The sequence below is a fragment of the Paraflavitalea devenefica genome (assembly GCF_011759375.1).
Taxonomy (GTDB): domain Bacteria; phylum Bacteroidota; class Bacteroidia; order Chitinophagales; family Chitinophagaceae; genus Paraflavitalea; species Paraflavitalea devenefica.
The window spans coordinates 84,823-107,681 of record NZ_JAARML010000006.1 but is presented as its reverse complement, the minus strand read 5'-3'; the positions used below and the strand labels follow the sequence as shown (position 1 = coordinate 107,681).

23 protein-coding genes are annotated in these 22,859 nt (G+C 48.8%); 10 read left to right on the top strand and 13 right to left on the bottom strand.

Features of this window, described 5'->3' with window-relative positions; translation table 11 throughout:
* Window positions 1-257 precede the first annotated feature (257 nt).
* The 7 genes from glgB (at window position 258) to HB364_RS27930 (ending at window position 7,539) form a co-directional block, all read left to right on the top strand.
* Window positions 258-2,207 (top strand): 1,4-alpha-glucan branching protein GlgB, encoded by a 1,950-nt coding sequence (gene glgB, locus HB364_RS27960; protein ID WP_317170726.1) that lies wholly within the window; start codon window positions 258-260, stop codon window positions 2,205-2,207.
* A gap of 35 nt (window positions 2,208-2,242) precedes the next feature.
* Entirely contained in the window at window positions 2,243-3,283 is a 1,041-nt protein-coding gene (locus tag HB364_RS27955; protein WP_167291729.1) for a tetratricopeptide repeat protein, read from the top strand.
* Window positions 3,284-3,867: 584 nt separating this feature from the next.
* Window positions 3,868-4,815, top strand: coding sequence for a pyruvate dehydrogenase (acetyl-transferring) E1 component subunit alpha (gene pdhA, locus HB364_RS27950; protein ID WP_208420130.1), 948 nt, complete (start codon window positions 3,868-3,870; stop codon window positions 4,813-4,815).
* Between the two features lie 39 nt (window positions 4,816-4,854).
* The gene (locus HB364_RS27945) at window positions 4,855-5,565 is read left to right on the top strand and encodes a tetratricopeptide repeat protein (protein WP_167291727.1); all 711 of its coding nucleotides are present in this window, start codon (window positions 4,855-4,857) and stop codon (window positions 5,563-5,565) included.
* 14 nt (window positions 5,566-5,579) lie between these two features.
* A complete protein-coding gene (gene ribH, locus HB364_RS27940; protein ID WP_167291726.1) occupies window positions 5,580-6,080 on the top strand; it encodes a 6,7-dimethyl-8-ribityllumazine synthase in 501 nt (166 codons plus the stop codon).
* A 54-nt stretch (window positions 6,081-6,134) separates the two neighbouring features.
* Window positions 6,135-6,854 carry a (Fe-S)-binding protein gene (locus tag HB364_RS27935; RefSeq protein ID WP_167291725.1) on the top strand — a complete coding sequence of 240 codons (720 nt, stop codon included), beginning with the start codon at window positions 6,135-6,137 and terminating at the stop codon, window positions 6,852-6,854.
* A 121-nt stretch (window positions 6,855-6,975) separates the two neighbouring features.
* Window positions 6,976-7,539, top strand: a complete 564-nt coding sequence (locus HB364_RS27930; RefSeq protein WP_167291724.1) for an NUDIX hydrolase — start codon at window positions 6,976-6,978, stop codon at window positions 7,537-7,539.
* A gap of 91 nt (window positions 7,540-7,630) precedes the next feature.
* Here the strand turns inward: HB364_RS27930 and HB364_RS27925 are convergent, their stop codons facing one another.
* From HB364_RS27925 to HB364_RS27885, 9 genes are all read right to left on the bottom strand, one after another.
* The gene (locus HB364_RS27925; RefSeq protein ID WP_167291723.1) at window positions 7,631-8,920 is read right to left on the bottom strand and encodes a bifunctional folylpolyglutamate synthase/dihydrofolate synthase; all 1,290 of its coding nucleotides are present in this window, start codon (window positions 8,918-8,920) and stop codon (window positions 7,631-7,633) included.
* Between the two features lie 89 nt (window positions 8,921-9,009).
* Entirely contained in the window at window positions 9,010-9,876 is an 867-nt protein-coding gene (locus tag HB364_RS27920; RefSeq protein ID WP_167291722.1) for a hypothetical protein, read from the bottom strand.
* A 93-nt stretch (window positions 9,877-9,969) separates the two neighbouring features.
* Window positions 9,970-10,362: a hypothetical protein gene (locus HB364_RS27915; protein WP_167291721.1), complete on the bottom strand. Its 393-nt coding sequence runs from the start codon at window positions 10,360-10,362 to the stop codon at window positions 9,970-9,972.
* Window positions 10,363-10,399: 37 nt separating this feature from the next.
* A complete protein-coding gene (locus tag HB364_RS27910) occupies window positions 10,400-11,164 on the bottom strand; it encodes a sulfite exporter TauE/SafE family protein (RefSeq protein ID WP_167291720.1) in 765 nt (254 codons plus the stop codon).
* Window positions 11,161-12,060, bottom strand: a complete 900-nt coding sequence (locus HB364_RS27905) for a DMT family transporter (protein ID WP_167291719.1) — start codon at window positions 12,058-12,060, stop codon at window positions 11,161-11,163. The genes HB364_RS27910 and HB364_RS27905 overlap by 4 nt, the downstream gene beginning before the upstream one ends.
* A 108-nt stretch (window positions 12,061-12,168) precedes the next feature.
* Window positions 12,169-13,470 (bottom strand): radical SAM protein, encoded by a 1,302-nt coding sequence (locus HB364_RS27900; protein ID WP_167291718.1) that lies wholly within the window; start codon window positions 13,468-13,470, stop codon window positions 12,169-12,171.
* A 41-nt stretch (window positions 13,471-13,511) separates the two neighbouring features.
* Entirely contained in the window at window positions 13,512-14,117 is a 606-nt protein-coding gene (locus HB364_RS27895) for a hypothetical protein (protein ID WP_167291717.1), read from the bottom strand.
* A gap of 115 nt (window positions 14,118-14,232) precedes the next feature.
* On the bottom strand, window positions 14,233-15,366 hold the full coding sequence (locus HB364_RS27890; protein WP_167291716.1) for a glycosyltransferase family 4 protein: 1,134 nt from the start codon (window positions 15,364-15,366) through the stop codon (window positions 14,233-14,235).
* On the bottom strand, window positions 15,347-16,450 hold the full coding sequence (locus HB364_RS27885; protein WP_167291715.1) for a methyltransferase domain-containing protein: 1,104 nt from the start codon (window positions 16,448-16,450) through the stop codon (window positions 15,347-15,349). The genes HB364_RS27890 and HB364_RS27885 overlap by 20 nt, the downstream gene beginning before the upstream one ends.
* A gap of 62 nt (window positions 16,451-16,512) precedes the next feature.
* Between HB364_RS27885 and HB364_RS27880 the strand changes: the two genes are divergently transcribed.
* Together HB364_RS27880 and HB364_RS27875 are read left to right on the top strand one after the other, a co-directional pair.
* Window positions 16,513-17,973 carry an oligosaccharide flippase family protein gene (locus tag HB364_RS27880; RefSeq protein ID WP_167291714.1) on the top strand — a complete coding sequence of 487 codons (1,461 nt, stop codon included), beginning with the start codon at window positions 16,513-16,515 and terminating at the stop codon, window positions 17,971-17,973.
* 15 nt (window positions 17,974-17,988) lie between these two features.
* Window positions 17,989-19,053, top strand: coding sequence for a hypothetical protein (locus tag HB364_RS27875; RefSeq protein ID WP_167291713.1), 1,065 nt, complete (start codon window positions 17,989-17,991; stop codon window positions 19,051-19,053).
* Here HB364_RS27875 and HB364_RS27870 read toward each other — a convergent pair.
* From HB364_RS27870 to HB364_RS27855, 4 genes are all read right to left on the bottom strand, one after another.
* Window positions 18,985-19,842 carry a hypothetical protein gene (locus HB364_RS27870; protein ID WP_167291712.1) on the bottom strand — a complete coding sequence of 286 codons (858 nt, stop codon included), beginning with the start codon at window positions 19,840-19,842 and terminating at the stop codon, window positions 18,985-18,987. The two genes, HB364_RS27875 and HB364_RS27870, sit on opposite strands and share 69 nt — an antisense overlap.
* On the bottom strand, window positions 19,827-20,375 hold the full coding sequence (locus HB364_RS27865) for a hypothetical protein (RefSeq protein WP_167291711.1): 549 nt from the start codon (window positions 20,373-20,375) through the stop codon (window positions 19,827-19,829). The genes HB364_RS27870 and HB364_RS27865 overlap by 16 nt, the downstream gene beginning before the upstream one ends.
* Before the next feature lie 12 nt (window positions 20,376-20,387).
* The gene (locus HB364_RS27860; RefSeq protein WP_208420122.1) at window positions 20,388-20,645 is read right to left on the bottom strand and encodes an acyl-CoA-binding protein; all 258 of its coding nucleotides are present in this window, start codon (window positions 20,643-20,645) and stop codon (window positions 20,388-20,390) included.
* 114 nt (window positions 20,646-20,759) lie between these two features.
* A complete protein-coding gene (locus HB364_RS27855; RefSeq protein WP_167291710.1) occupies window positions 20,760-21,971 on the bottom strand; it encodes a T9SS type A sorting domain-containing protein in 1,212 nt (403 codons plus the stop codon).
* Window positions 21,972-22,287: 316 nt separating this feature from the next.
* On the opposite strand from HB364_RS27855, the gene HB364_RS27850 reads away from it, so the two are divergent.
* On the top strand, window positions 22,288-22,788 hold the full coding sequence (locus tag HB364_RS27850) for a hypothetical protein (RefSeq protein WP_167291709.1): 501 nt from the start codon (window positions 22,288-22,290) through the stop codon (window positions 22,786-22,788).
* Window positions 22,789-22,859: the final 71 nt, after the last annotated feature.

Genomic DNA, 22,859 nt, shown 5'->3' with positions numbered 1-22,859 from the left:
TCAAATCAAAATCTGCAAGTCGGGGACGTACATCTGCAAACAGGCGAATCTATAATAAGGACGTAAAGACGTCGGTAAAAGGTTGGGAAGCTTTTCCGGCTTTCCGGCCGCAAAAATCCGGATAATCACCTTTAGATTAATTAGTTTTAAACTGTTTTAACAGTTTTGATTGACCACCGGTCAAACGCACGGTTCAACGGACATAGTATGATGCAAGACGTTAAAGAATCCATAAAGTAGATCAAAAAAATATAAGCGTGGCACAAACGAAGAAGTACGAGGATATCCATTTTGTAGACAGTACCCGTCCCGTATGGAACTATTCACTGTTTACCCAGGAAGATATTGACAATTTTCAGCGGGGTACCCATTACCGTCTCTATGAGCTGTTTGGTTCGCGTGAGATCACCGTACTGGGCAAAAGAGGGTATTACTTTGCGGTTTGGGCGCCCAATGCCACCTGGGTTTCCGTTACCGGCAACTTCAACAACTGGAATACCCAGTCACATCCACTCTTCGTGCGGTTAGATAATTCCGGTATCTGGGAAGGCTTTATCCCGCACCTGCCCAAAGGAGAAATATACAAATACCATATTCATGGCTTCAGAGGACGTAAAATGGATAAAGGCGATCCTTTTGCCAACTTCTGGGAGCGCCGTCCCGATACCGCTTCCATTACCTGGGACCTCGGATTTCACTGGAACGACCGTGAATGGATAGATCAGCGCGAAGCCCACAACAGTACTAAAGCGCCCTGGAGCGTATATGAAGTACACCTGGCCAGTTGGATGCGCCCTGATCCCAATGATGAGGAACGCTACAACACCTATGACTTTTTCAGTCACCGCCTGGTGAATTATGTAAAGGAAATGGGATTTACACATGTGGAACTGATGCCGGTGATGGAACACCCTTTTGATGGCAGTTGGGGCTACCAGGGTACCGGTTTCTTTGCGCCCAGCTCCCGGTATGGCGATCCCCAGGGATTCATGCACCTGGTAGATGCTTTACACCAGGCTGGTATAGGGGTGATACTCGACTGGGTGCCCTCTCATTTTCCCTACGACGCGCACGGCCTTTTTATGTTCGATGGTACCCATACCTATGAATATGCGGATATGCGCAAAGGCTTTCACCCGGACTGGAACAGTTATATATTTAATTATAAACGCGGCGAGGTAAAATCATTCCTGATCAGCAGCGCCCGTTTCTGGTTCGATAAATTCCATATTGATGGCATGCGCGTGGATGCGGTAAGCTCCATGCTGAAGCTCAACTATTCCCGGGAGGAAGGGGAGTGGGAGCCCAACGAGTTTGGCGGCGATGGCAACCTGGAGGCCATTGCCTTTATCAAAGACCTCAATGAAACCATTTACCGCGATTTCCCCCATGTACAAACCATTGCAGAAGAAGCCACCGACTGGCCCGGCGTATCCCGGCCTACCTTTATGGATGGCCTGGGTTTCGGCATGAAATGGATGATGGGATGGATGCATGATACCCTCGGCTACTTTAAGCTGGACCCCCTTGAAAGGCAGTACCATCAGAATAAATTTACATTCAGCATGATGTATTATTATGATGAGAACTTCATGCTGCCCCTCAGCCATGACGAAGTGGTACACGGTAAAAGCCCCATGTTGTATAAAATGCCGGGCGATGACTGGCAGAAGTTTGCCAACCTGCGCGCCCTGTACGGTTACATGTTTACCCACCCCGGGGGCAAGCTCCTGTTTATGGGGGATGAATTTGGGGCCAATGTGGAGTGGAACTATAAATCAGAGTTGCCCTGGCATCTCCTGCAATATGAAAGCCATACCGGGCTCCAAAGTTGTGTCCGTGACCTTAACTTCCTGCTGCGCAACGAGCCTGCTTTGTATGAAAACCAGTTCAGCCCGGCCGGCTTCGAATGGGTGGACCTTTCCCACCGCCCGGAATGTGTGATGGTCTACCGCCGTAAGGGGAAGGACCCGGCCAATGACCTGCTGGTGGTGCTGAACCTCACCCCGGTGGTGCGGCGCGACTGGAAAGTATACGCAGGAGGTAAAGAAGTGTGGAAGGAAATCTTCAACACCGACCTCCCTAAGTATGGGGGGACGGGCGATGTGTATAATCCGCAAATTTTAACGACCCTTATTGACAAAAAGCAAAACCACTACGAAATAAATGTACACTTGCCACCGTTGGGGATGATAGTATTGAAATAAGCTTACAGAACGAAACCTAACAAATCCCGTATACTATGCGAAAGTACCCATTCGTATGGCTTGTGTTGTGTACCTGTGTGTCGACCCTGAGCATAGCCCAGAATGCCGACAGTGCTGCTTTTTACCACCAAAAGGGCGTTGCCGAACAACAGGCCCGCCGCTATCGCGAAGCGGAGAAAAATTTTGCCAAAGCCGATCAGTTTGCTCCCAATACCGCCGTCACACTCATCGAATGGGGAAATGTGCTGACAGCCCAGAACCGCTATATGGAAGCGCGTGAGAAATTCCTGAAAGCAGAGGCCAAAGAGCCGGATAACCCGGTGGTGATTGAAAACCTGGCTACTTTATCCCTCAACGTACGCAAATGGGCCGATGCGATAAGATATGCCCAGAAAATGCAGGAAAAGAAGATCGGTAACAAACCGCTGAACTTTGTTATTGCCAAAAGTTATTATGAGATGGACAACTTTGGCGAGGCCCTCAAATACTGCGAAAAAGCTTTCCGCGATGACTCTACCAAGGCAGAAGTGCCCTACATCGCCGCCCGCTGCTTTGTGGAAATGAGCAACTACAAAAGGGCCGAAGGCTGCTACCAGCAGGCCATTGCCCGTGATCCCAATAATGCGAACTGGATGTTCGAGGCCGGCATGGTGGCCTATGCCATTCCCGACGATAAAAAAGCGGTGTATTGGTTTGAGATGGCAGGAGAAAAAGGGTATAAACGGACCGACGTTTACCTCGAAAACCTCGCCAATGCCTACCTTAACCTGAAGGAATACGACAAGGGGCTGCCCCTCCTGAAAGCCGTGCTGGAGCACAAACCCCAGGATGTGGAACTCTTGTACAATGTAGGGGATGCTTATTACCGCAGCGGTAAATACCAGGATGCCATTGATACCTGGGACCAGATACTGGTCATTGACAAGAAGAATTCCAATGCGCTCTATATGATTGGCATGGCCTACCAGAAGAAAGGCGATAAACAAAAGGGGGAACAGCTTTGTAATCAGGCCATTGGGATGGACCCTTCGCTGAAAGAACTCCGCCAGGAGCGGAAGATGCCAGGCGGTATGTAATTACTATTTTACCTGACTAATAATACAGAAAGCCCCTTCCTGGGGCTTTTTTCATGCCCGGGCCGGCCGGTAGTATAGCCTAACCATACCGTCAGTAAGCAGTAGGATAATCCAGAGATACTCCACATATAAAGCAGAGATATTTCAGAGATATACCACTCCCAATAGGTCTGGAATATCTCTGGAATATTTGAATAATAACTATTTAATATGTATAAAATAAATGATAAGTTAGATACGGCCTAAGATGAATGTACTAAGGGATTAATACGGGGAAAATCAGGAAGCAGCCGAAGAATCAGGCAGGCTTACGATATGGATAGGCTGGCCCTGAGATCCCGGAGACCAGTCTATCATTGGGGAACTGCAAGACAGGAAGCTTTTCGCTTCCAACGGCTTAACAGTCAAAATCTAAATTTATCTCATGCATAGAAATTCCCCGATTCCCCCTTATCTTTGCCCCCGCCTTTTCCTTCCGGCTGTACCCGGGGTGAGGAAATGATTGTAAGGCAGATAACCTCAAATCAAGTATAGTGGCCGCAACCAAATTCAGTAAAGAGACTTATTTGTATTGGTACGAACTGATGCAGCTAATCCGTCAGTTTGAGCTTATGGCAGAAGAAAAGTATAAGATGGACGGTAAGATCCGCGGATTTTTCCACGCCTACATAGGACAGGAAGCCATTGCCGCTGGTTGTATGACCGCTACCCGCCTGGAAGATCCCTTTGTAACCGCTTATCGTGACCACGGTCTGGCCCTGGCGAAAGGCGTTTCCCCCGATGCCTGTATGGCCGAGTTATATGGTAAGGCTACCGGTGCTGCCAAGGGTAAAGGCGGCAGTATGCACTTCTTTGGTAAAGATGTTTATTTCTTTGGCGGTCATGGTATCGTAGGCGCCCAGATAGGCACCGGCGCCGGACTAGCCTTTGCTGAAAAATACAAGGGTACCGATAACGTGGCCCTCACTTTCTTTGGTGATGGCGCTGCCCGTCAGGGTATGCTGCATGAGACCTTTAACATGGCCATGACCTGGAAATTGCCCGTAGTATTCATTTGCGAGAACAACAACTATGCGATGGGTACCTCTGTAGAGCGTACCAGTAACGTAGTGGATATTTATAAACTGGCCGACGCTTACGAAATGCCGGGCGATACGGTAGACGGTATGAGCGCAGAAGCTGTTCATGAGGCTATTTCCCGTGCCGTGAAAAGAGCCCGTGAGGGAGATGGTCCTACCTTACTGGAAATAAAGACCTACCGTTATAAAGGTCACTCTATTTCCGACCCACAGAAATACCGTACCAAGGAAGAAGTGGAAGAGTATAAACAACGCGACCCCATTCAACTGGTATTGAATACCATCCTGAAAAATAAATACGCTACCAAAGACGAGATCGCTGCGATTGATAAACGTGTGAATGATGCGGTAGTGGCTTCGGTGAAGTTCGCTGAAGAATCACCCTGGCCGGCAGATGATGAAGTGTTGAAGGATGTTGCCATGGACGCGAACTATCCGTTCATTGTAGACTAAGCTTAACCCTAACAATCCAACATTAAAACAAACGACAACATGGCTACTGAGATTCAGCCAACCGGGCAAGCTCCCGTGGAAAAGACTTCTGAAGAAAGAGTAGTGGCGGGCGCCCAACAATTCTGGAGCAAAAACAGCAAGCTGATTGGTATTGCGCTGACAGTTGTAGTATTGCTGGTAGGCGGTTATTTTGCCTATAATAGCTTGTACAAAGGCCCGCAGGAATTAAAAGCTGCTGAAGCTATCTGGAAAGCTGAAGAATATTTCAGGAACGACTCTGTAAAGCTGGCGCTGAACGGTGACGGCATTAACCAGGGATTCCTGAAAGTGATCTCCAAATATGGCGGTACCAAAACCGGCAACAGGGCTAAATTCTATGCCGGCGCCTGCTACCTGCAACTGGAAGATTTCAATAACGCTATTAAATACCTGAAGGATTTCTCTTCCGATGAGATCGTGGCTGAGATGCGCGCCAATGGCCTATTGGGCGACGCTTACTCCGCACTGGGTAAAAAAGAAGAAGCGGTCCCTTATTATAAGAAAGCGGGTACTTTGCTTCCTGAAGACCAGGTGAATGCTCCTGAATACCTGTTCCGTGCGGCCATGCTGCTGCAGGACCTTGGTAAGAACCAGGAAGCCATTGAACTCCTTCGCCAGGTAAAGAACGATTATCCCCGCAGCGTAATGCCAGAGGCACAGGGCGGACAGGATGTTGATAAATACCTGGGTAAGCTGGGCGATACGAAATAACTCTTACATCAATTATGGCTGAAGTAAGCAATAGTAAACTATTACAAATAAATACAGGCATTCCCAAGAAGGATGCCTGTGTTGTTATTGTGCGCACCGAATGGAATGCCGGCATTATTGATGAACTGGAAAAGGGCTGTGTAAGGATATTGGAGCAACATGGCATAAGCCATATCCGTATTGTGAATGTGCCTGGCGCCTTTGAGATACCTTTTGGTATAAAAAATTTCTGGGACATCAATAAATACAGGGACGACCGTCCTGACGCCTTTATTGCGCTGGGCTGTGTGTTGCGTGGCGATACCCCTCATTTTGATTATGTATGCCAGGGCGTTACCCAGGGCGTACTGCAACTCAATCTCTCCCTTCCCGTACCCACCATCTTTGGGGTACTTACCGTAGATAACCAGCAACAGGCCGACGAACGTATTGGTGGCAAGCATGGCCATAAAGGCGAAGAAGCCGCCATTACTGCTATCAAGATGATCGCATTAGCTAACTCGTATAAAAAATAAGTCTCTTCTTCTTCAGGGGACTTTTCCCCTTTAGGGGCAGGGCGGGCAGGGAGCATGAACGTACAACTTTTTATACCTTGTTTTATTGACCAGCTTTACCCGCAAACAGCCTTCAATATGGTGAAGGTGCTGGAGAAGGCAGGTTGTACCGTGCAATACAACACGGAACAAACCTGTTGCGGACAGCCGGCTTTCAATGCCGGTTTTCAGCGGGAGGCCAAGGAAGTGTGCACGAAATTCCTGAAAGATTTCAGCGGCTCCGATTATATTGTAGCGCCCAGCGCTTCCTGTACCGGTTTTGTGCGCAATTACTATCCGCAGTTATTTGATAACTCTTCCCATCATAATGAAGTAAAGGAATTGCAGAAACGGGCTTTTGAGTTTTCAGACTTCCTGGTTAATGTACTGAAAGTGGAAGATGTAGGCGCTTCCCTGCATACGAAAGCTACTTACCACGATTCCTGCGCCGCCTTACGGGAATGTAAGATCAAGGAAGCGCCAAGAGCTTTATTGTCGCACGTGAAAGGGCTTGAACTGGTGGAGATGAATGATGTGGAAACCTGCTGTGGTTTCGGTGGCACCTTTGCCGTGAAATTTGAGCCCATCTCTATCGGTATGGCCGATCAGAAAGTAACGAATGCCCGGCAAACAGGCGCTGAATGCATTATCTCTACCGATCATTCCTGCCTCATGCACCTCGATGGCTACATACGGTATAAGCAACTACCCCTGCAAACCATGCACATTGCCGATGTGCTGGCCAGTGGATGGTAAGCTGGTTACTGGTTGCTGGTGGCTGGTTGGAAGCTCAGGGCCAGAGACCGGAGTCCGGCAAGGAATTCCAGCGTGCGGCAGCAACCCGAAACCCGAAATTCGAAACCCGAAATCATAATGTATGCGTAACCTGGAATGGAAAACCCTCAAATCGGAATACTTATTCAAAGACCTTTGGTTTACGGTGCGGCAGGATACCTGCGAACGTCCTGATGGCAGGATCGTTACTCCCTACTATGTATATGAGTTCCCCACCTGGGTTACTGCACTGGCCTTAACGGAAGATGGAAAGGTGATCCTGGAACGCCAGTACCGTCATGGGCTGGGGGAGACGCACTATGAAATACCCGGCGGCTGCGTGGATGATACCGATGCCAGTTTCCAGGATGCCATCGCCCGCGAACTGCTGGAAGAAACCGGTTATACTTTCTCAAAATATGAATACCTCGGTAAAACCAGCTCCAATCCTTCTACCAACAACAACTGGATGCACATGTACCTCGCTACCGGCGGTAAACTGGTGAAGGAACAAGCACTGGATGATAACGAGGATATTGAAATACACCTCTTCACCATAGATGAATTGAAGCAGTTACTGGATAACAACGAGATCATCCAGAGCATGCATGTAACGGCTATTTATTATGCGTTGAAGAAACTGGAAGGGAAAGCGAGTGGTAAGTAGTGAGTGGTGGAATTGCCACCACTGACAAGCTGCTGCTTAGTTAATCAGTTGCACATAAAGCCTACTGGCCACTAGCTATTTACCACTTGCTTCACAAATTCACTTCCCCCACTACAAACACACTTCCACACACTACGATCAGGTCATCCTTGTGGGCACGATGCAGTGCTGCTTTCAGGGCGGTGTTCACATCGGCATAGGTGTGACCGTGCAAATCGTGGGTGGCTGCCTGGGTGGCCAGTTGATCTTCGGGTAAGGCGCGCGGGATCTGTGCTTTGGTAAAATAATACGTGGCTTCTTTGGGCAGTTGCAACAATACTTTCTCCACGTCTTTGTCTTTCACCATGCCAATAACGATGTGCAGGTGATGGTGGTTGGTGAGCTCTATCTGGGAAAGTATTTGTTTGATGCCATCTTCATTATGTCCTACATCCAATACAACAGCCGGGTTGCGGTGGATCACTTCCCAGCGGCCATGCAGGCCGGTGAGCGACTTTACCTGCTGCAGGGCCTGCTGCACCGTGGCTGTTGGGATATGCCAGCCCTGCTGTTGTAACTGGTGTACTGCTTCCAGTACGGTAATGAGGTTCTTGGTTTGGTAATAACCCGGCAGGTCAAGTGTGTAGGCAATGCGTTCATCGGTTCCGGTAGGAGTTACCTGCACCTGCAGGGCGTGGTGCTCATACTTCCAGTCGGCCACATAGCGCAACTGGTCGGCAAAGAACAGGGGCGATTGTGTTTCCTGTGCCACCCGCTCAAACACCTGCCGGGTGGCAGTTGCTGTTTCTCCAATAACAGCGGGTATGCGTGGCTTAATAATACCTGCTTTTTCAAAAGCGATGGCTTCCAGGGTATCACCCAGCAGGTTCATATGGTCCCAGCCTATATTGGTGATAATGGATAGTTCAGGCGTAATGATATTTGTGCTGTCCAGCCGTCCGCCGAGGCCGGTTTCAATGACGGCGATGTCAACATTATTTTGGGCAAAATAGTCAAAGGTCATCGCTACCGTGATCTCGAAGAAAGAAGGTTCAATGGCATCTATAGCAGGTTGTATGCGCCGGGTGAAATCCACCACAAACGACTCTTCGATCATGGCGCCATTGATGCGGAAACGTTCCCTGAAATCGCGCAGGTGCGGGGAGGTATAGAGACCTGTTTTATAACCGGCCGTTTGCAGGATGGCTGCCAGCATATGGCTGGTGGAGCCTTTGCCATTGGTGCCGGCAATATGAATGGTTTTGAACCGGTGCTGGGGATTGCCCAGGTATTCACAAAGCTGCACCGTATTGGTGAGGTCCTTTTTATACGCGGCCGCGCCAATGCGGCTGAACATGGGCAGGCGGGTAAACAGGTAATGGAGCGTTTCTGCGTAATTCATCATCGTTGTTGGGAGAGCAAAGCTATAAAAGCAACGCCACGGTTCCAAAACCATGGCGTTGTATATATCGAAGGATTAGTAACTGTTGGTTAGTTCCTAAGCTTAAAGTTGAACTGAAGTGTACCGGCAGATTCATCATCACCGGGATTGAATTTTACCTGGAAAGCTTTTCGCTTGGCGATCTCTATCATGCCTGCATCGGAAGTAGTAGAGCCACGCGGTTGGTATACAGCAGAGATCACTTTGCCGGTAGCATCTACCCGGATGTCTATGGATACTTTGGCATTTTCGTTGAACTCATCTGTGAAAGAAGGGGTGCCGGTAATGCGGCGTCCCTGCAAACCTCTTGAAATGGCTACTGCCCCGTTACCTCTTCCACCACCGGTATAATTATCCGAGTTGGGATTGCCGCCGGGACGGCCCTGATCACCTTGTCCGCCGGCTATACCCTGGTTGCCGCCTTTCTTGTAGGTATCGGCTTCATTGCCGCCGGTACCGGTTCCATTCACGCCTTTGAATACTGCTTTGGGTTTGGCCACAGGGGGAGTAGGGGGAGCTTCCACCGGTTTCTTCACCGGCTTACTTTTCACTACATCCTTTTCGGGTGTTTTGGTAGCATCCGGTTTGGTGACTTCCGGTTTTTTAATCACTGGGGCATCCGGCTCATTGTCCTCTACCATCTCTTTGGCTGGTTCTGCCTGTACTGGTGCAGGTGCGGGCGGTGTATAGGCCTGTTGCTCTGCCGGGGCAGGAGAGCCGGGTTCAAATGGCTGGTCATCGCCCAGGCCTGCATCACTGCTGCCGAGGTTCACTTCAATACCTTCCTCCACAGGAGGCTCTGGTAAGGGAGGTAGAGACCAGCGCACAAAAAAGAAAATGATCAGCAGCAGACCACATACCAGCGCGGTATAGCCGCCTGCTTTTGCATTCTTCTTTGATTCAAAATTGTCTTCCATATACAAGGGATTCGATTACACGAATTTACCAATGTTTTACGGTAAAACGCTACAAAGAATATGCTAATTGCATGGGTAACTGTATGCAAACTGTTAAAAAGAGGCTGCTGTCTGCCGGATGCGCAGGCGTTCATTTCTGAACAGCAGGATAGACATCACAAAGTTGAGTATCACCATCAGGCCACAAACGGCAATAAAGCTAATGGCCCGTGCGGTATAGTCTGTGATCTTCGCCACATCGCTTGCATAGGCCAGTGTAAGGTATAGGGCCAGCGCAAAAGTGAGTATACCCAATACCAGGTCAACGTATTTAAAGGAAAAGATAAGTTGAACGGTAAAAGGGACGGCCAATATCAATAGTTTGAGGTGACTTACGTTTGCATTGTTGTCCATTTGGCTCAGGAACATCCAAAGCGAAAGACCTATGAAGTACAGGTAAGGTAAAAAGGGGACCAGGTTGGATAAGTGAAAGGTATTCCTTTGCATATGGGGTGATTGTAGTACCCAATATACAAAAAGCCGGTTACTTAAAAAAGATATCATACGCAAAACGCAGGATGGTGCCGCAAACCACTACCAGGAACAGGATGCGGATGAAGGCATTGCCTTTCAGGATGGCAAACCGGGCGCCGGCAAATCCACCCAGGGCATTGCATAACGCCATGGGCAATGCGATGGCATAAATGATCTTGCCGCTGATGGCAAAGAAGATAATAGACCCGAGGTTGGTGGCCAGGTTCACAAACTTGGCATGGGCGCTGGCCTTGAGGAAGTCGAACCCCAGCAGGGTGACAAAGGCCAGTATGAGAAAACTGCCTGCCCCCGGACCAATGAACCCATCATAAAAGCCTATTACCAGGCTGATGCCTGCGGCATACCACCATTGCTGACTGTCGCTATGATCTTTCTCAGTATGCACGCCAAAGTTCTTTTTGGTATAGGTATAAATGGCTACGCCAATAAGAATAAGGAGCAGTACGGGCTTCATAAAACTACTGCTGACAATGGTCAGCAGCCGGGAACCGGCAACAGCAGCACAAAAAGCGATGGTCGTCATCGCTGCCAGCCGTTTATAATCCAGCTTCACCATACGGGCATACTGAATAGCCGCAAAGCTGGTACCGCTGAAGGCCGGTATTTTCAAAGTACCCAGTACGGTCGCTACGGGATATTGAGGTAATAGGACTAATCCTACAGGTGTTTGTATCAGGCCGCCGCCCCCTACAATGGCGTCTACAAATCCGGCCAGGAAAGCGGCAATGCAAAGGAAGATAAGGTCAGTTGTCATTTTTTCAGATTTGCGATCACCACACCGGCAATCACCAGGATGCCGCTCAGTACATGCACCATTGTAATTTCTTCCCCCAGGATCATGACCGCTTCCAGTACACTGAAAATAGGGATCAGGTTACCAAACAGGGCGGTACGGGCAGCGCCCAGCCGGGCGATGGCCATATTCCAGCACAGGAAGGCAATCACCGAGGCGCCTGCCCCCAGGTACAGGATGATCAATACCAGGTTGATCGTCCAGTTGATCGGGGCCGAATGGCTTAATTCAATTAGGTAGAACGGTAAGATTATCAACGTTCCTATGGTGAATACTGTAAATAAAAAATTAAGTGGATGGATGCCTGCCGGTTTGCGGCGGACAAAGATATTGTAGATGGCAAAAGACAGGGCGCCCAGCAATACCCAGCCATCGCCGGCAGAGAAATGGAAGGCCTTTAACCGTTCCCAGCTTCCCTGCGACAGCAGGAATACGATGCCGCCGAGGCACAATAGCAGGCCAACAATACGCAAGGGGCGGATGGGCTCCCGCAGGAAAATGGCCGCCAGTATGATGGCAAAAACGGGGGAGGAAGTAGTGCCGATCAATGCCAGGTTAATGGCCGGTGAATGATGCCCGGCTATATACACCAGGGTATTGAAAAGGGATACGCCGGTAAGGGCTGTCCAGAAGAAATAAGAACGGTGTTGAAGGAGGATGGCTTTTTCTTCCCGGAACCGGTTCCAGGCCAGGGGCAGCATGATGAGTGAAGCGGTAGCCCACCGGTAAAAGGCCAGCCCTACAGGCGGTATTTGTTTGATCACTCCTCTTGCTACTACAAAGTTGCCCGACCAGATGATGGTGGCCAATATGGCTAATCCGATGCCTGTATATAGTTCCTTTCTCGAAGTGCTCATTTTGGTTACCGGTGCGCAAAGTAGTCCTTTCTACCTTAACTATTTTTATTAATCAGGCGACGTAAATAGATGATTATCAGCAATGAGCGACTCGCCTTTACGGCGTTATCAATGCGCGAAATCCAGTTCATAATTCCCCTTGATCCTTTCCATCGGCGGGTTGAAATAACCAAACTTCACAGCCGGAAATTCTTCTTTTATCAACTCTTGTAATTGTTTGACACCCAGCAAATCACCTGCTTCGTATAAGTTGATCTTTCCGAGGTACCAATCGGGGTCAATGTTGAAATTCCGCCATTGGATCATTGTCAGGTCAGTATCCCGGATCAGCTTGCGCAGCGCCTCATATTCAGCCTCACTGTCGGTCACGCCGGGGAATACAAAGTAGTTGATGCTGGCCCAGCCGCCATACCTGCGCACCACTTTCAGGCTCTCCACGATGTCCTCGAACTCATAGTTATTGGGCCGGTAATAGGCCTCATAAATGTACTTCTGGGCCGAGTTGGTGCTCACCCGTATGGAGTTCAGTCCGGCCTGGCAGAGGGCATCCACCGCGGCAGGTTTGGAACCATTGGTGTTGATATTGATACTTCCCTTTGGGGTATGCTTGCGGATCTCCAGGATAGACTGCCGGATGGTTTCCCACATCAGGAGGGGTTCGCCCTCGCAGCCCTGTCCAAAGCTCACAATGGGATAAGGAGCCGTTTCCAGGTGTGGTACGGTAAACTCTACAATTTCCTCGGCCGTAGGCTTAAAGTTCAGGCGGTCCTGGGTAGAGACGATCTCTTCATCTGCCGGCTGAAAAGAAATGCAGCCGATGCAATTGGCATTACAGGCCGGGGAGCTGGGTATGGGGCATTCCCAGCGGCCCATGAAGTAATTACGGGCAGCGGGGCAATGATAAGTAAGGGCGCAATTTTCGGCCAGGTGCTTTACCAGCCTGTTATGGGGGTAGGCCTGCAGGAATTGATGCACACCGGCCTGTACAGTATCCTGGTTAAAACCGGCGCATTCCTGCCGGATATCCTGCTCAATACGCACAGCAGGCACATAGAACTGTTCATTGTACCAGCCGGCGGCCGTATAGCAAAACAGGGGCAGGGTAGGCGCATCGTGCCCGGTTTCATAAGCGGCCAGGAACAGGCCGGTATGGGCGGGAGGAATAAAGGCGGCTACGGCCCATCCTTTTTCACAAAGGCGCATTTCGCCGGTCTTTACGTCAATGCCGATGCCCCGGCGGCCGGGCAGTTCATACATGGAGCCCCCATCGGGCAGTGCTATCCAGTCCTCCACAGGCACCTCAAAGGCATCCCAGCCTGCACGCCCTGTGGCATAGAGGGTTGTATCTTCAAATATGTTGCCTTTTCCGTCAGAATACAATAAGTACGGCGATTGCTTTAATACAGACATGATTCAGTTTTCAGTAAGGTGGCCGCCGCTAAAGCTAACTGCTAATGGCTGACACCTAAATAATGTCTGCAAAATTCGTGAATTTGATCGAGTTCTTCGAATGCAAGATTTTTACGGAGGTCGAACTGGTAAGATTTATCAGTAGAGGTGTTGATGGTAATACAGTCGTATTGGGCTTCCACCCCGTTAATGTGCGACCACAGGAAGAATTTATTGTCCGGCAGGGAGGGGATACTGATGCCGGTATGGTGGATGGCCACATATTCTTCGGAATTGACATTCTTTTCGCAATAGAACAGGTAACTGTACACCAGGGCCAGGACCAGGTGCAGACTGCCCATGAACCATTTTGATTCGATGAAAAGCGTGATCCCGATGCCCAGGAAGAAAAGGATCTCTGCCAGCCGGAAGAAGAGATTCACTTTGGGCATGTGTATGAGGATATTCTTGCCGGCAAATACCAGGATGAAAATATCCAGTGCCATAAGCAACAGGCAGCCCAGGTAAACGGGGCTCGACTGGGGCTGGTTGAAATGCGATATAGCATGCACCAATATGAGGCCTCCTGCTGTAAGATGCAACAGACGGCCGGCATGCTTTAATTTCTGAAAGGATGGGTGTACAACGGGTAATGATAACGAATTCATGCCGCAGTAGTTTAGGGAATAGATGCAATATCATGATAATTCCATAAACACCTATGGAAAATGTTCCCTGGTAGCCATATTATTACTGCCTTTTATCACATATTAAGGCAAAGTTTTATAGGAGCGGGAAGAGCGTGGGATGTTGAGCGCGTACTTTTTCAATGGTATAGTGGCCCGAATTATTGAGGGCTTGCTGTACAAGTTCCCCGTAGCGGGCGGGTGATTGTCTGAGTAACTCCAGGAACCGGACCATATCCCCTACGTTGTTATAAGTAACAGCGCTGCCGGCAAGGTTGCCGGGCAGGGTAAGTCCTGCAGGAGCCAGGAAAGGTTTGGCATGTTTGATCACATCGGCCACATTGCCCGAGCAAATACTGATGCCATAGGTTTCGGGAATATCATCCACCAGCACCGTATCAATAACAGATGGCATCAACACCAGGTGTGCCTCCTGCATTACCCGGTCAAATTCGGATTGGTCTACGGTAGCTGTATTATAAAATACAAGGTTGTTATGGGTGGCGGCATACCGGCTGCAGGTTGACCGGATGGCATTGCCATAAGGTTGGGCAAATGCTCCCAACAGCGTTATCCTTACCGGCAGGTGCCGGCTTTGTTCCAGCAGCTCCAGTACGGTATCATAGTTTCTCCGGCGGGGATCTACCGTGCCGGGCACCACGATGTGGATGCTGTCATGGATAGCCAATGGAGGATGGACGTGTTGCTGCTGGTCGAAAACAGCGCCGGGCAGGTTGTGGACCTGCTTGTGGGCAGGCAGCTTGTTTTTCAGGTGGCTGACCATGGTACCGGATATAACATTGAACTCCCGTGTTACGGCTATGAGGGCCCGCTTGCCGGTATGACGTACCCACCTGCGGAAGCTCAGGGCAGGTTTGAACCGGAAATGGTTGTTGATGGCATGCAGGGTGACAATGGTCCGTGTTTTCTTTAAAAGGGCAATGATGCCTGCATACACAATGAAGTTGTTGCTGATGGTATTGAGGTATAACAGCTCCATGCGTTGCTGCCGCACCTGTTTATACATAGTAAGCAGGAAACGGTATTTGGATTCCTGCGCTCCCTGTATCACCCATTGATACCGGTGCAGGTCTTTGCCAAAAAGGTATTCGAACTGCCGGAAGGTGGCGGCATCGGTAAAAACGGTGATCTGGTTCACCCCGTTATCAAATAACCGGATGACGGTGTAGGATACTTCGAAATGCTCTGTGTCAAATATGGCTATTCTCATGAAATGGCCTGTTGGGTTGCGTGGAAGCTGCTTTTTGTTTTATACCGATCATATTGTATCCAAAAAGGGAGGTCGTGGTAGTGGTGACAGATGAGTACCTGCGCTTATAGAACCAGGTGGCGGCTTCGGCCTGTTCAAACTGGTGGCGGAATTCGGGAGTGAACCAGTCGAGGATGTCTATCATCATTTCCCGCCCATTCTGTTTGTTGCCTTTGATCCGCTTGATGATAAAACTAACCGGCAGCAGGGTTACTGCATACAGGTAATATTGCAGGCGCAAGGGAAGCCTGGAGGTAAAGCGGCGTATACCATTAAACACGTTATGAATGAAGTCCTTTCTGGGATGGTATAGCCATACACTCAATTTACCACCGGGTTTTACATGGGGGTCGAGGCAGGAAAAAGACAGTTCCGGGTTATTGGTATGTATCAATACGCCGCTGCAATGTACAATGTCAAACTGCTCAAAGGCCACCGGGGGAAACTGCACATCTCCCTGTATGAACAGGGCTTTGGCTTCTGCGTTGCGCAGGTAGGCCTGTTCAATGCTGAGGCTGAAGTCCATACCAAGAACAGTAGCGCCCTGCTGTGCGATCAACTGGTTGAGTAAGCCATTGCCGCAGCCTGCATCGAAGATGAGGTATCGGGGTAAGGCTTCCCGGGTTTCTGCAATCTCATCCAGGAAGCGCTGGAACATACCGGCAGGGTCTGCATCCCAGGTCTTGTCTTTATCATAATTAAAAAGGTTCCATTCCTGTTCAAAGCTCTTTTTGGTGCGCCTGTTCTTTTTGATAACATAGCGGGTGAGGGCGTGGTATTTATTTTCGAGGTGTTGCCGGCGTGCTGCATAATCGGGTAGGTGCTTTCGCAGGAAAGGTTCATAGTCTGCATAAGCCTCTACGATCAGGCGGGGGATCCCTTTTATGATGGGATAAAACCAATCTTCCCTGGCAAACAGGATGCCTTCTTCGATGATTTCCTGGTCCACTCCGTTGTATTTTTTGAGCGACCGGGATATGACCTGCAACTGTAAGGTGCTTTTGGATACAGGACAACGCAACAAGGTCAGTAAAGATTCTTGCATAAGGTAAATATACTTATGTTTGTGGCATGTGATGCTATTTCTGCTGTTTAAAATCATTTCTATTGGCGAGCTTAAAAAAGAACCTGGTCTATAATTATATACTGTCTGCCAGCCAGGTTTTATTGCCCATCATATCCATTCCTTACCTGTCACGCATATTAACACCCGATGGTATTGGCCGGGTAAGCTTTATCGATTCTTTTACGTATTATTTCATTTCCATAGCCGAGTTTGGTATTGTGGTATACGGCATGCGTGCCATTGCACGGCAAAGAGATGACAGGATAGCGCGGGGCAAGCTGGTAGCTGAACTGCTGGCCTTGCATGTGGTCACATCCGGGATAGCCTTGTTATTGTACGCTATTGCTGTTGTGCTTGCCTGGAAGCATATACAGGATATACGCCTGTTGTTATTTTCTGTATCCTACCTGCTGGTTAATTTTTTTGCCTGCGAATGGTATTTCCTGGGCATGGAACAGTTCAGGTATATTACCCTGCGGTCGCTCGCGACCCGGTTGCTGGGACTTGTTTCTATTTTTATACTGGTTAAAGGACCGGAAGATTATTATTTATACTATGGTATCGTTGTAACTGCTGCCATCCTTAACAGCTTATGGAACAACTATTACCTTTTTAAAGAGGTACCCATTCGTTTTAAAGGGATCAACTGGAAGCAGCATATTGCTTATACCAAATTTACCTGGTTGATCAGTCTTACCTATGGGATCACTTTGTTGCTGGACAATGTATTTTTACAATTGGTGAGCACGGCCGCTGCTGTAGGTTATTATGCTTTTTCGATGAAGGTGGTGAAGGCTGCTACCGTGTTGCTGACAGATTCCCTGCTGGTCTTTTTCCCGCGGATCGTGGCCCTGGTAAGGGAAGGCAACAAAGCACAGTTACAGGCGGTGGTGGCGCGCAATATCCAGTTGATGGTCTTTTTTGCGGTGCCACTGAGCATAGGCATTTTCCTGCTGGCCGAACAATTGATCGTTACTTTCCTGGGCAACCAGTTCATGGCGGCCGTAACGGATGTGCGGATACTTACCTTGTTTCCTTTTTTAAGAACGTACAACCTGTTTCTCAGTAAGCAGATACTGATCGCTTATGATCAGGAAAAGTTATACCTGCGCGGGCTGTTGGTGGGTGGTCTTTGCTTTATGGCCTTGTCGTTGCTGCTATCGTATTATTTTGCCGATGTGGGCGCCTGCTGGGCCATTGTAGGGTCGGAGGCCATTACCCTGGTGATCAATTATTATTATGCCAGGAAGGTAGCGGCCGGTCTGTCTTTATTTGACGCCAAAGGTTTCCTGCATGCCCTGGGGAGCGCCCTGCTGTTTATCCCGGTGGTATATGGCATCAGCAAGGTAGCGGACTCACACGGTATGGTATTGTTGTTGTCTGTTGCCGGGTGTATCTTGTTGTATAGCCTGGTGCAGTTGCTGGTGATGCGCAATGCCTTTGCCCTTGTGGTCTGGGAGGCCATCAAGCGCAAGAGCCTGCAGAAAATCTATCATTATTAATATCACATCCTTCCTATGGTTGGCGGTAAGCGATGCTTTTTTATACAGGAGAATAAGCCGGAGACCATTTTTCATGGCAGTGTAGGCAATATGGATGTAGAACAGGTATTCCTGGCGAATGGCCTGGAGCCGGTCCGTTTTCCTTTTCATTATAATTTCTCCCTATGGGCAAAGCTGGGCCGGCTGGCTTACCTGTTTAAGTTCTTCTTTACGCTTCCCCGTGGAGCCGTCGTATTCTTTCAGCATCCGATGTATGCGGGTATGAATAAATTGCTGATCAAACTGCTGCGCTACAGGAAAAGCATCACCATTGTGTGTTTCATTGCCGATATTAACGGGCTAAAGCATGGGGATGAGGCCGTACTTCAGCAGGAGATTAAACAATTCCGCCAATACCGGTATTTTATACTGCATAATAATGCTATGGAGCAATGGCTGCGTAAGCAGGTGCCACAGCATGAAGCTGCGCTGATAGAGTTCTTCGACTTTCTGACGATAACATCCGATGTGAAAAGGGAGCCCGCGATGTCTGTCGCATTTGCCGGTAACCTTGAAAAGAGCCCCTTCCTGGAAAAGATGGATGCGGTTGCCAGCAGGTGCCCCTCCGTATCGTTTAATTTATATGGTCCTCATGTAACGCCGGCGATGCAGGCCTGCGCCAACTTGCGCTATAAGGGTATTGTAGAACCTTATTTGCTGCCGCAGGTACTGGAAGGCGCCTTTGGATTGATATGGGACGGGGAAGGCGTGGAAGAACCTGCAGGCAGTATGGGGCATTATATGCAATACATCTCCCACCATAAAACTTCGCTGTACATCCTTTGCCGTATGCCGCTGATCGTATATGAAGAAGCCGGCACTGCCGAATTGATCAAACGGTATGGCATTGGCTTTACCATTCGCAGCCTGTTTGAAATAGAGGAGAAATTAAGAGCGCTGTCAGCAGCCGAATACCGGCAAATGTGTGATAATACCCTCGTGCTGGCAAGGAAGATTGCAACAGGCGCCTGCTCAAGTGGCGCGCTGCACCTGATCCTGGAAAAAATGAAGCCGGTGAAAGTTGACCAGTGTAAGGCTTAATAGGAGCAGTTCAAAGAATGCCGCATCAGCCATAAAATAAAACCCAAGCGGCAGTAAAACAGACAGGAGTAAGAGGAAACGATCGTATTTCCTGGTAAAGAAACCAATGATAAAGAGTCCCTCCATGATAAACCCTGTTATGAACAGGCTGTTTACAATGGCCGGATGCTGCAGCAACCAGCGATAGACCTCAGCTTGTGTTGTGGAGGGATTGAAGTATAGATAAGCCGCCAGGTTTTTTTTCATAATGAGCACTCCCTGATCTTCGTACAGCCAGCTAAAGCGCAGGAGTTTCCAGGCAAAAGCGCTGCTATAAGCGAATAATAAAAAATACCGGAGCGATTGCCACAGATAGTTGAATGATCGTTCATTGGCTACCAGGAAGGGAAGCGGTATGAGCAGGAACCCTATTTTGGGACCCGTGTGGTGGGCGCCATAGGTATTAAAGATGATGAAGTAAATGAAATAGAGCAGGGTGAACAGCCCGATGAACAGGCGTTTGCCGGGATACCCGAAAGACAGTATACAAAACGCAAACAGCGCCCCATCGAACAGGCAGGCGACTATATAATGGCCCGTAATGAATTCGGGTATCTGCAGCAGGTGCAGCAGCCAATAGGTGAGGTCTACATACGGGTATTTCAATACGGGTGCACACAACTGGTGCGTGAGGGTATGTGATAAGAGGGCATAAACCAGTGAGCCGAAGATACCCGCGAAGGTGATCCTGCACAGCAGCTTTTTCTCCAATGACGTATACTCCCTGTCGCGGGTCAGGATCGTTCCCATTTTTCAAATAAATAAGCTGTATCGGTAATAATATGCTGCGTATTGTTGTAATGAACTTCTAGGATATCAATTTTCAGGTGATGGATATTGATGCCCATTACCTGTTGCAGGTAGCAGCGGTACCAGTGGAGGAAGGCCTGCTGCTGCGGGCCGGTATTGAACAGCTTTTTCTCCAATGGTTGGATGAACTTGTAACCGGCGCCTGTTTTTGACTGCAGGAAAGGAATGACGGGGTCGGTATTATTGTTTCCCTTTATACGCCTGTAATAGGCCAGTGGGGCGCCCAGGTAGAAGAGGGTGGGGGAAGCATATCCCGAGGAGCCATCTACAACGAGGCTGTCATTAATGGTGGTCTTTAATAATTGATATTCCGTGGCAGGCTGTTCCTTTTCAGAGTACATGCCCCACACAAAGAAAGGCGTTACTTCATCACCCAGCAGATTAAAGAGCAATGTCAGCAGCGTGAAGCCGGTAATTAGGAAGAACAGTTTTTTGTCATGGAGCCAAACCTTGTAAAGGAATGTTTTTTTCATGCTGCGGGCAGCTTAGCCTTTTAACTTTCCTACCAGGTTAATGTATTCCTGCATGGCAGCTTCTTTGGTTTTCCCCTTTAAACCTGCCCAGGCTTCAAACTTGGCTTTGGATACAAAATCAAATGGATTAGCCGGTGGGTCTACATTCACATCGCCTTCAGTAGCTTGTTTGTACAGGGAGTACAGTTGCAGCAGGGTATCATTGCTCGGACGGTCGGATAATGTTTTGCTCTCTTCAGCAGCTTGTTCAAAAAGGGTTTTCAGGTCCATAATCACATTAAGTTTATCACGAATGTAAGGAAAAGTCTGAAGTCTCGTATACGAATTATAGACCTGACAGGTCTAAGATCCATTATATCCTGTAACAGCAGTACAAGTATACCACTATTTTTTCACCAGTAGTTCAGTATGTTGTTCTTTACCGTTGGATAATACGAGTACGTAAGTGTCTGCAGGAAGCTGCTGCGTATCGAAAGTGCTTTGCACACTGCCTTTTACCGGTCTATGCTGCAATAAGGCTACACCCTGTATATTGTAGAGGGTGTATTGTTCCTCACCGGTAGCCGGCTGGTGTTTTAGGATCAGTTTGTTGGTGAAGGGATTGGGATAAGCCTGGGTCTTTGTAGTTGGTTCGCTGGGATTGTTTGTCCTGCCAGGCTGATTGTAATAGGGCAGGAGGCCACCTACACTCACCGCCTGGTTGTTGTAAGCTACAAACGCTACATCGCTATCGCCGCTGATCCGTATCCTGAAGTATACCACATCATGCACGTTGCTGCTGTTGATGCCGAATGCGCTGAAATCAGCTCCCCATATACGGATATTCCTTTCTGTTTGCGTAAAGCCGGCGATCAGGGCCATAGGGTTTGTATTGACATCATAGAAGTCGGCCACCCATACGCCTACTCTCGGAACCGTATTGATCACCACATCTACTTTATTGCCGATCCTGTTGCCATTCGCATCTGTAAATTCATAACTGTCTGCTGAACTCGAAGGGTCAGCTATCTGTGTTACCAGCAGATCGGGAATGCCATCGCCAATGAATTGCGATTGTAAACCAGTTAAAGCAAACATAATTTCTCCGGCCGGCAGGTTGGCTATACCGGTGCCGAGGTTGAGCCCGTTTATACCATCTGTCAGGTACTGGGCAATGTTATTGGAAGGCCGTGGGTTGGAAGGGCCATTGTGTACACCATCATACAAGGCGCCCAAACCAATTTTGGTATTCGCGTTGGTGGGGTTGGCGATGGAGTATACCTGTAAGGCCCGGTAATCGCCCGGCACAAAAACATCGCCCCTGGAAGTGAGCAGGGCATCGTTCACACCGGTGGAGTAGCGGGTGCCATTGAAGGTAAAGGCCAGCATGTTGTGGCTGTTATCGGGCTTTACAGGGCTGATACTGTTCTGCCGGCTTTTCCAATAGCCATTATAATCGGTGATGACTTCTGATACTGCCTGCGCGTTGATGCGCAGGTAGAAGGCTGTCAATAACAGCAGGGTGATCAGTACGCGCCTTCTCAGGAAGTAATCCGGAAAGGCCACGCTTACAGTAGATACAATGATCTGTTTACGGTTGGGTACAAGTGGGTTCATAAGTACAGGATTCAGCATTGTCACCCTGAGCTTGTCGAAGGGCTTCGACAGGCTCAGCCTGACACCTATCTCTTTTTTCAAATCGTATACCTGTCTGGCATAGGTTGACTACAAACAGGTTATACCGGCAAGGTTTTGATAATGTTTCCCAATGGTGTTATTGATTTCCCTTAATGGGATAAGCAGGAGGTGGTCTGCAGGAAAATAGTGTTTGCGAAAGGGTTATTAACGTACAAATTAATAAAAATTATATGCAGCGGAGATTAAAAGATAAATCCTAACTTTCTTTCCTTTTAACACACTCAAAACCAGGTTTATGAAGACCCGATTCGCCGCCATTTTATTGGTGGGCATTGCTATCATGGGCAGTGCTGCCAGCCTTATCGTTAATGCCGATTTTAAAGGGGAATGGACTTTCAATGAGAAGAAAAGCAAGCTCAGTGAAGGACGTTTCCGGATGAATGCCCAAAAGATCAAAGTCACCGCCGATGGTGATGCCCTTGTGATAGAGCGTACTTCCAATACGCCCAATGGGGAAGCAAGAACCACTTCTGAAAAGGTCACGTTTGATGGCAAGCCCACAGAAAGCACGGTATTTGGCAACTCCAAAAAAGTATCCACTTCCACCTGGAGCGCCGGCGGAGAAGAGCTGACGATTAATTCCACGATCAATTTTGAGCGCGACGGCAATACTTTTGAAATAAAAACAACAGAGATCTGGAAGCTGCTGGAAGGCGGTAAAGCGCTCTCCCTCGATGTGACTTCCGTTTCACCACGCGGTGAAACGAAGAACACGTTTGTATACGATAAGAATTAATAGCTCTCCCAACAAGATATTGACAGTCTTCCGCACCGGGTGTGGGAGACTTTTTTATGCTTAGACTCCCC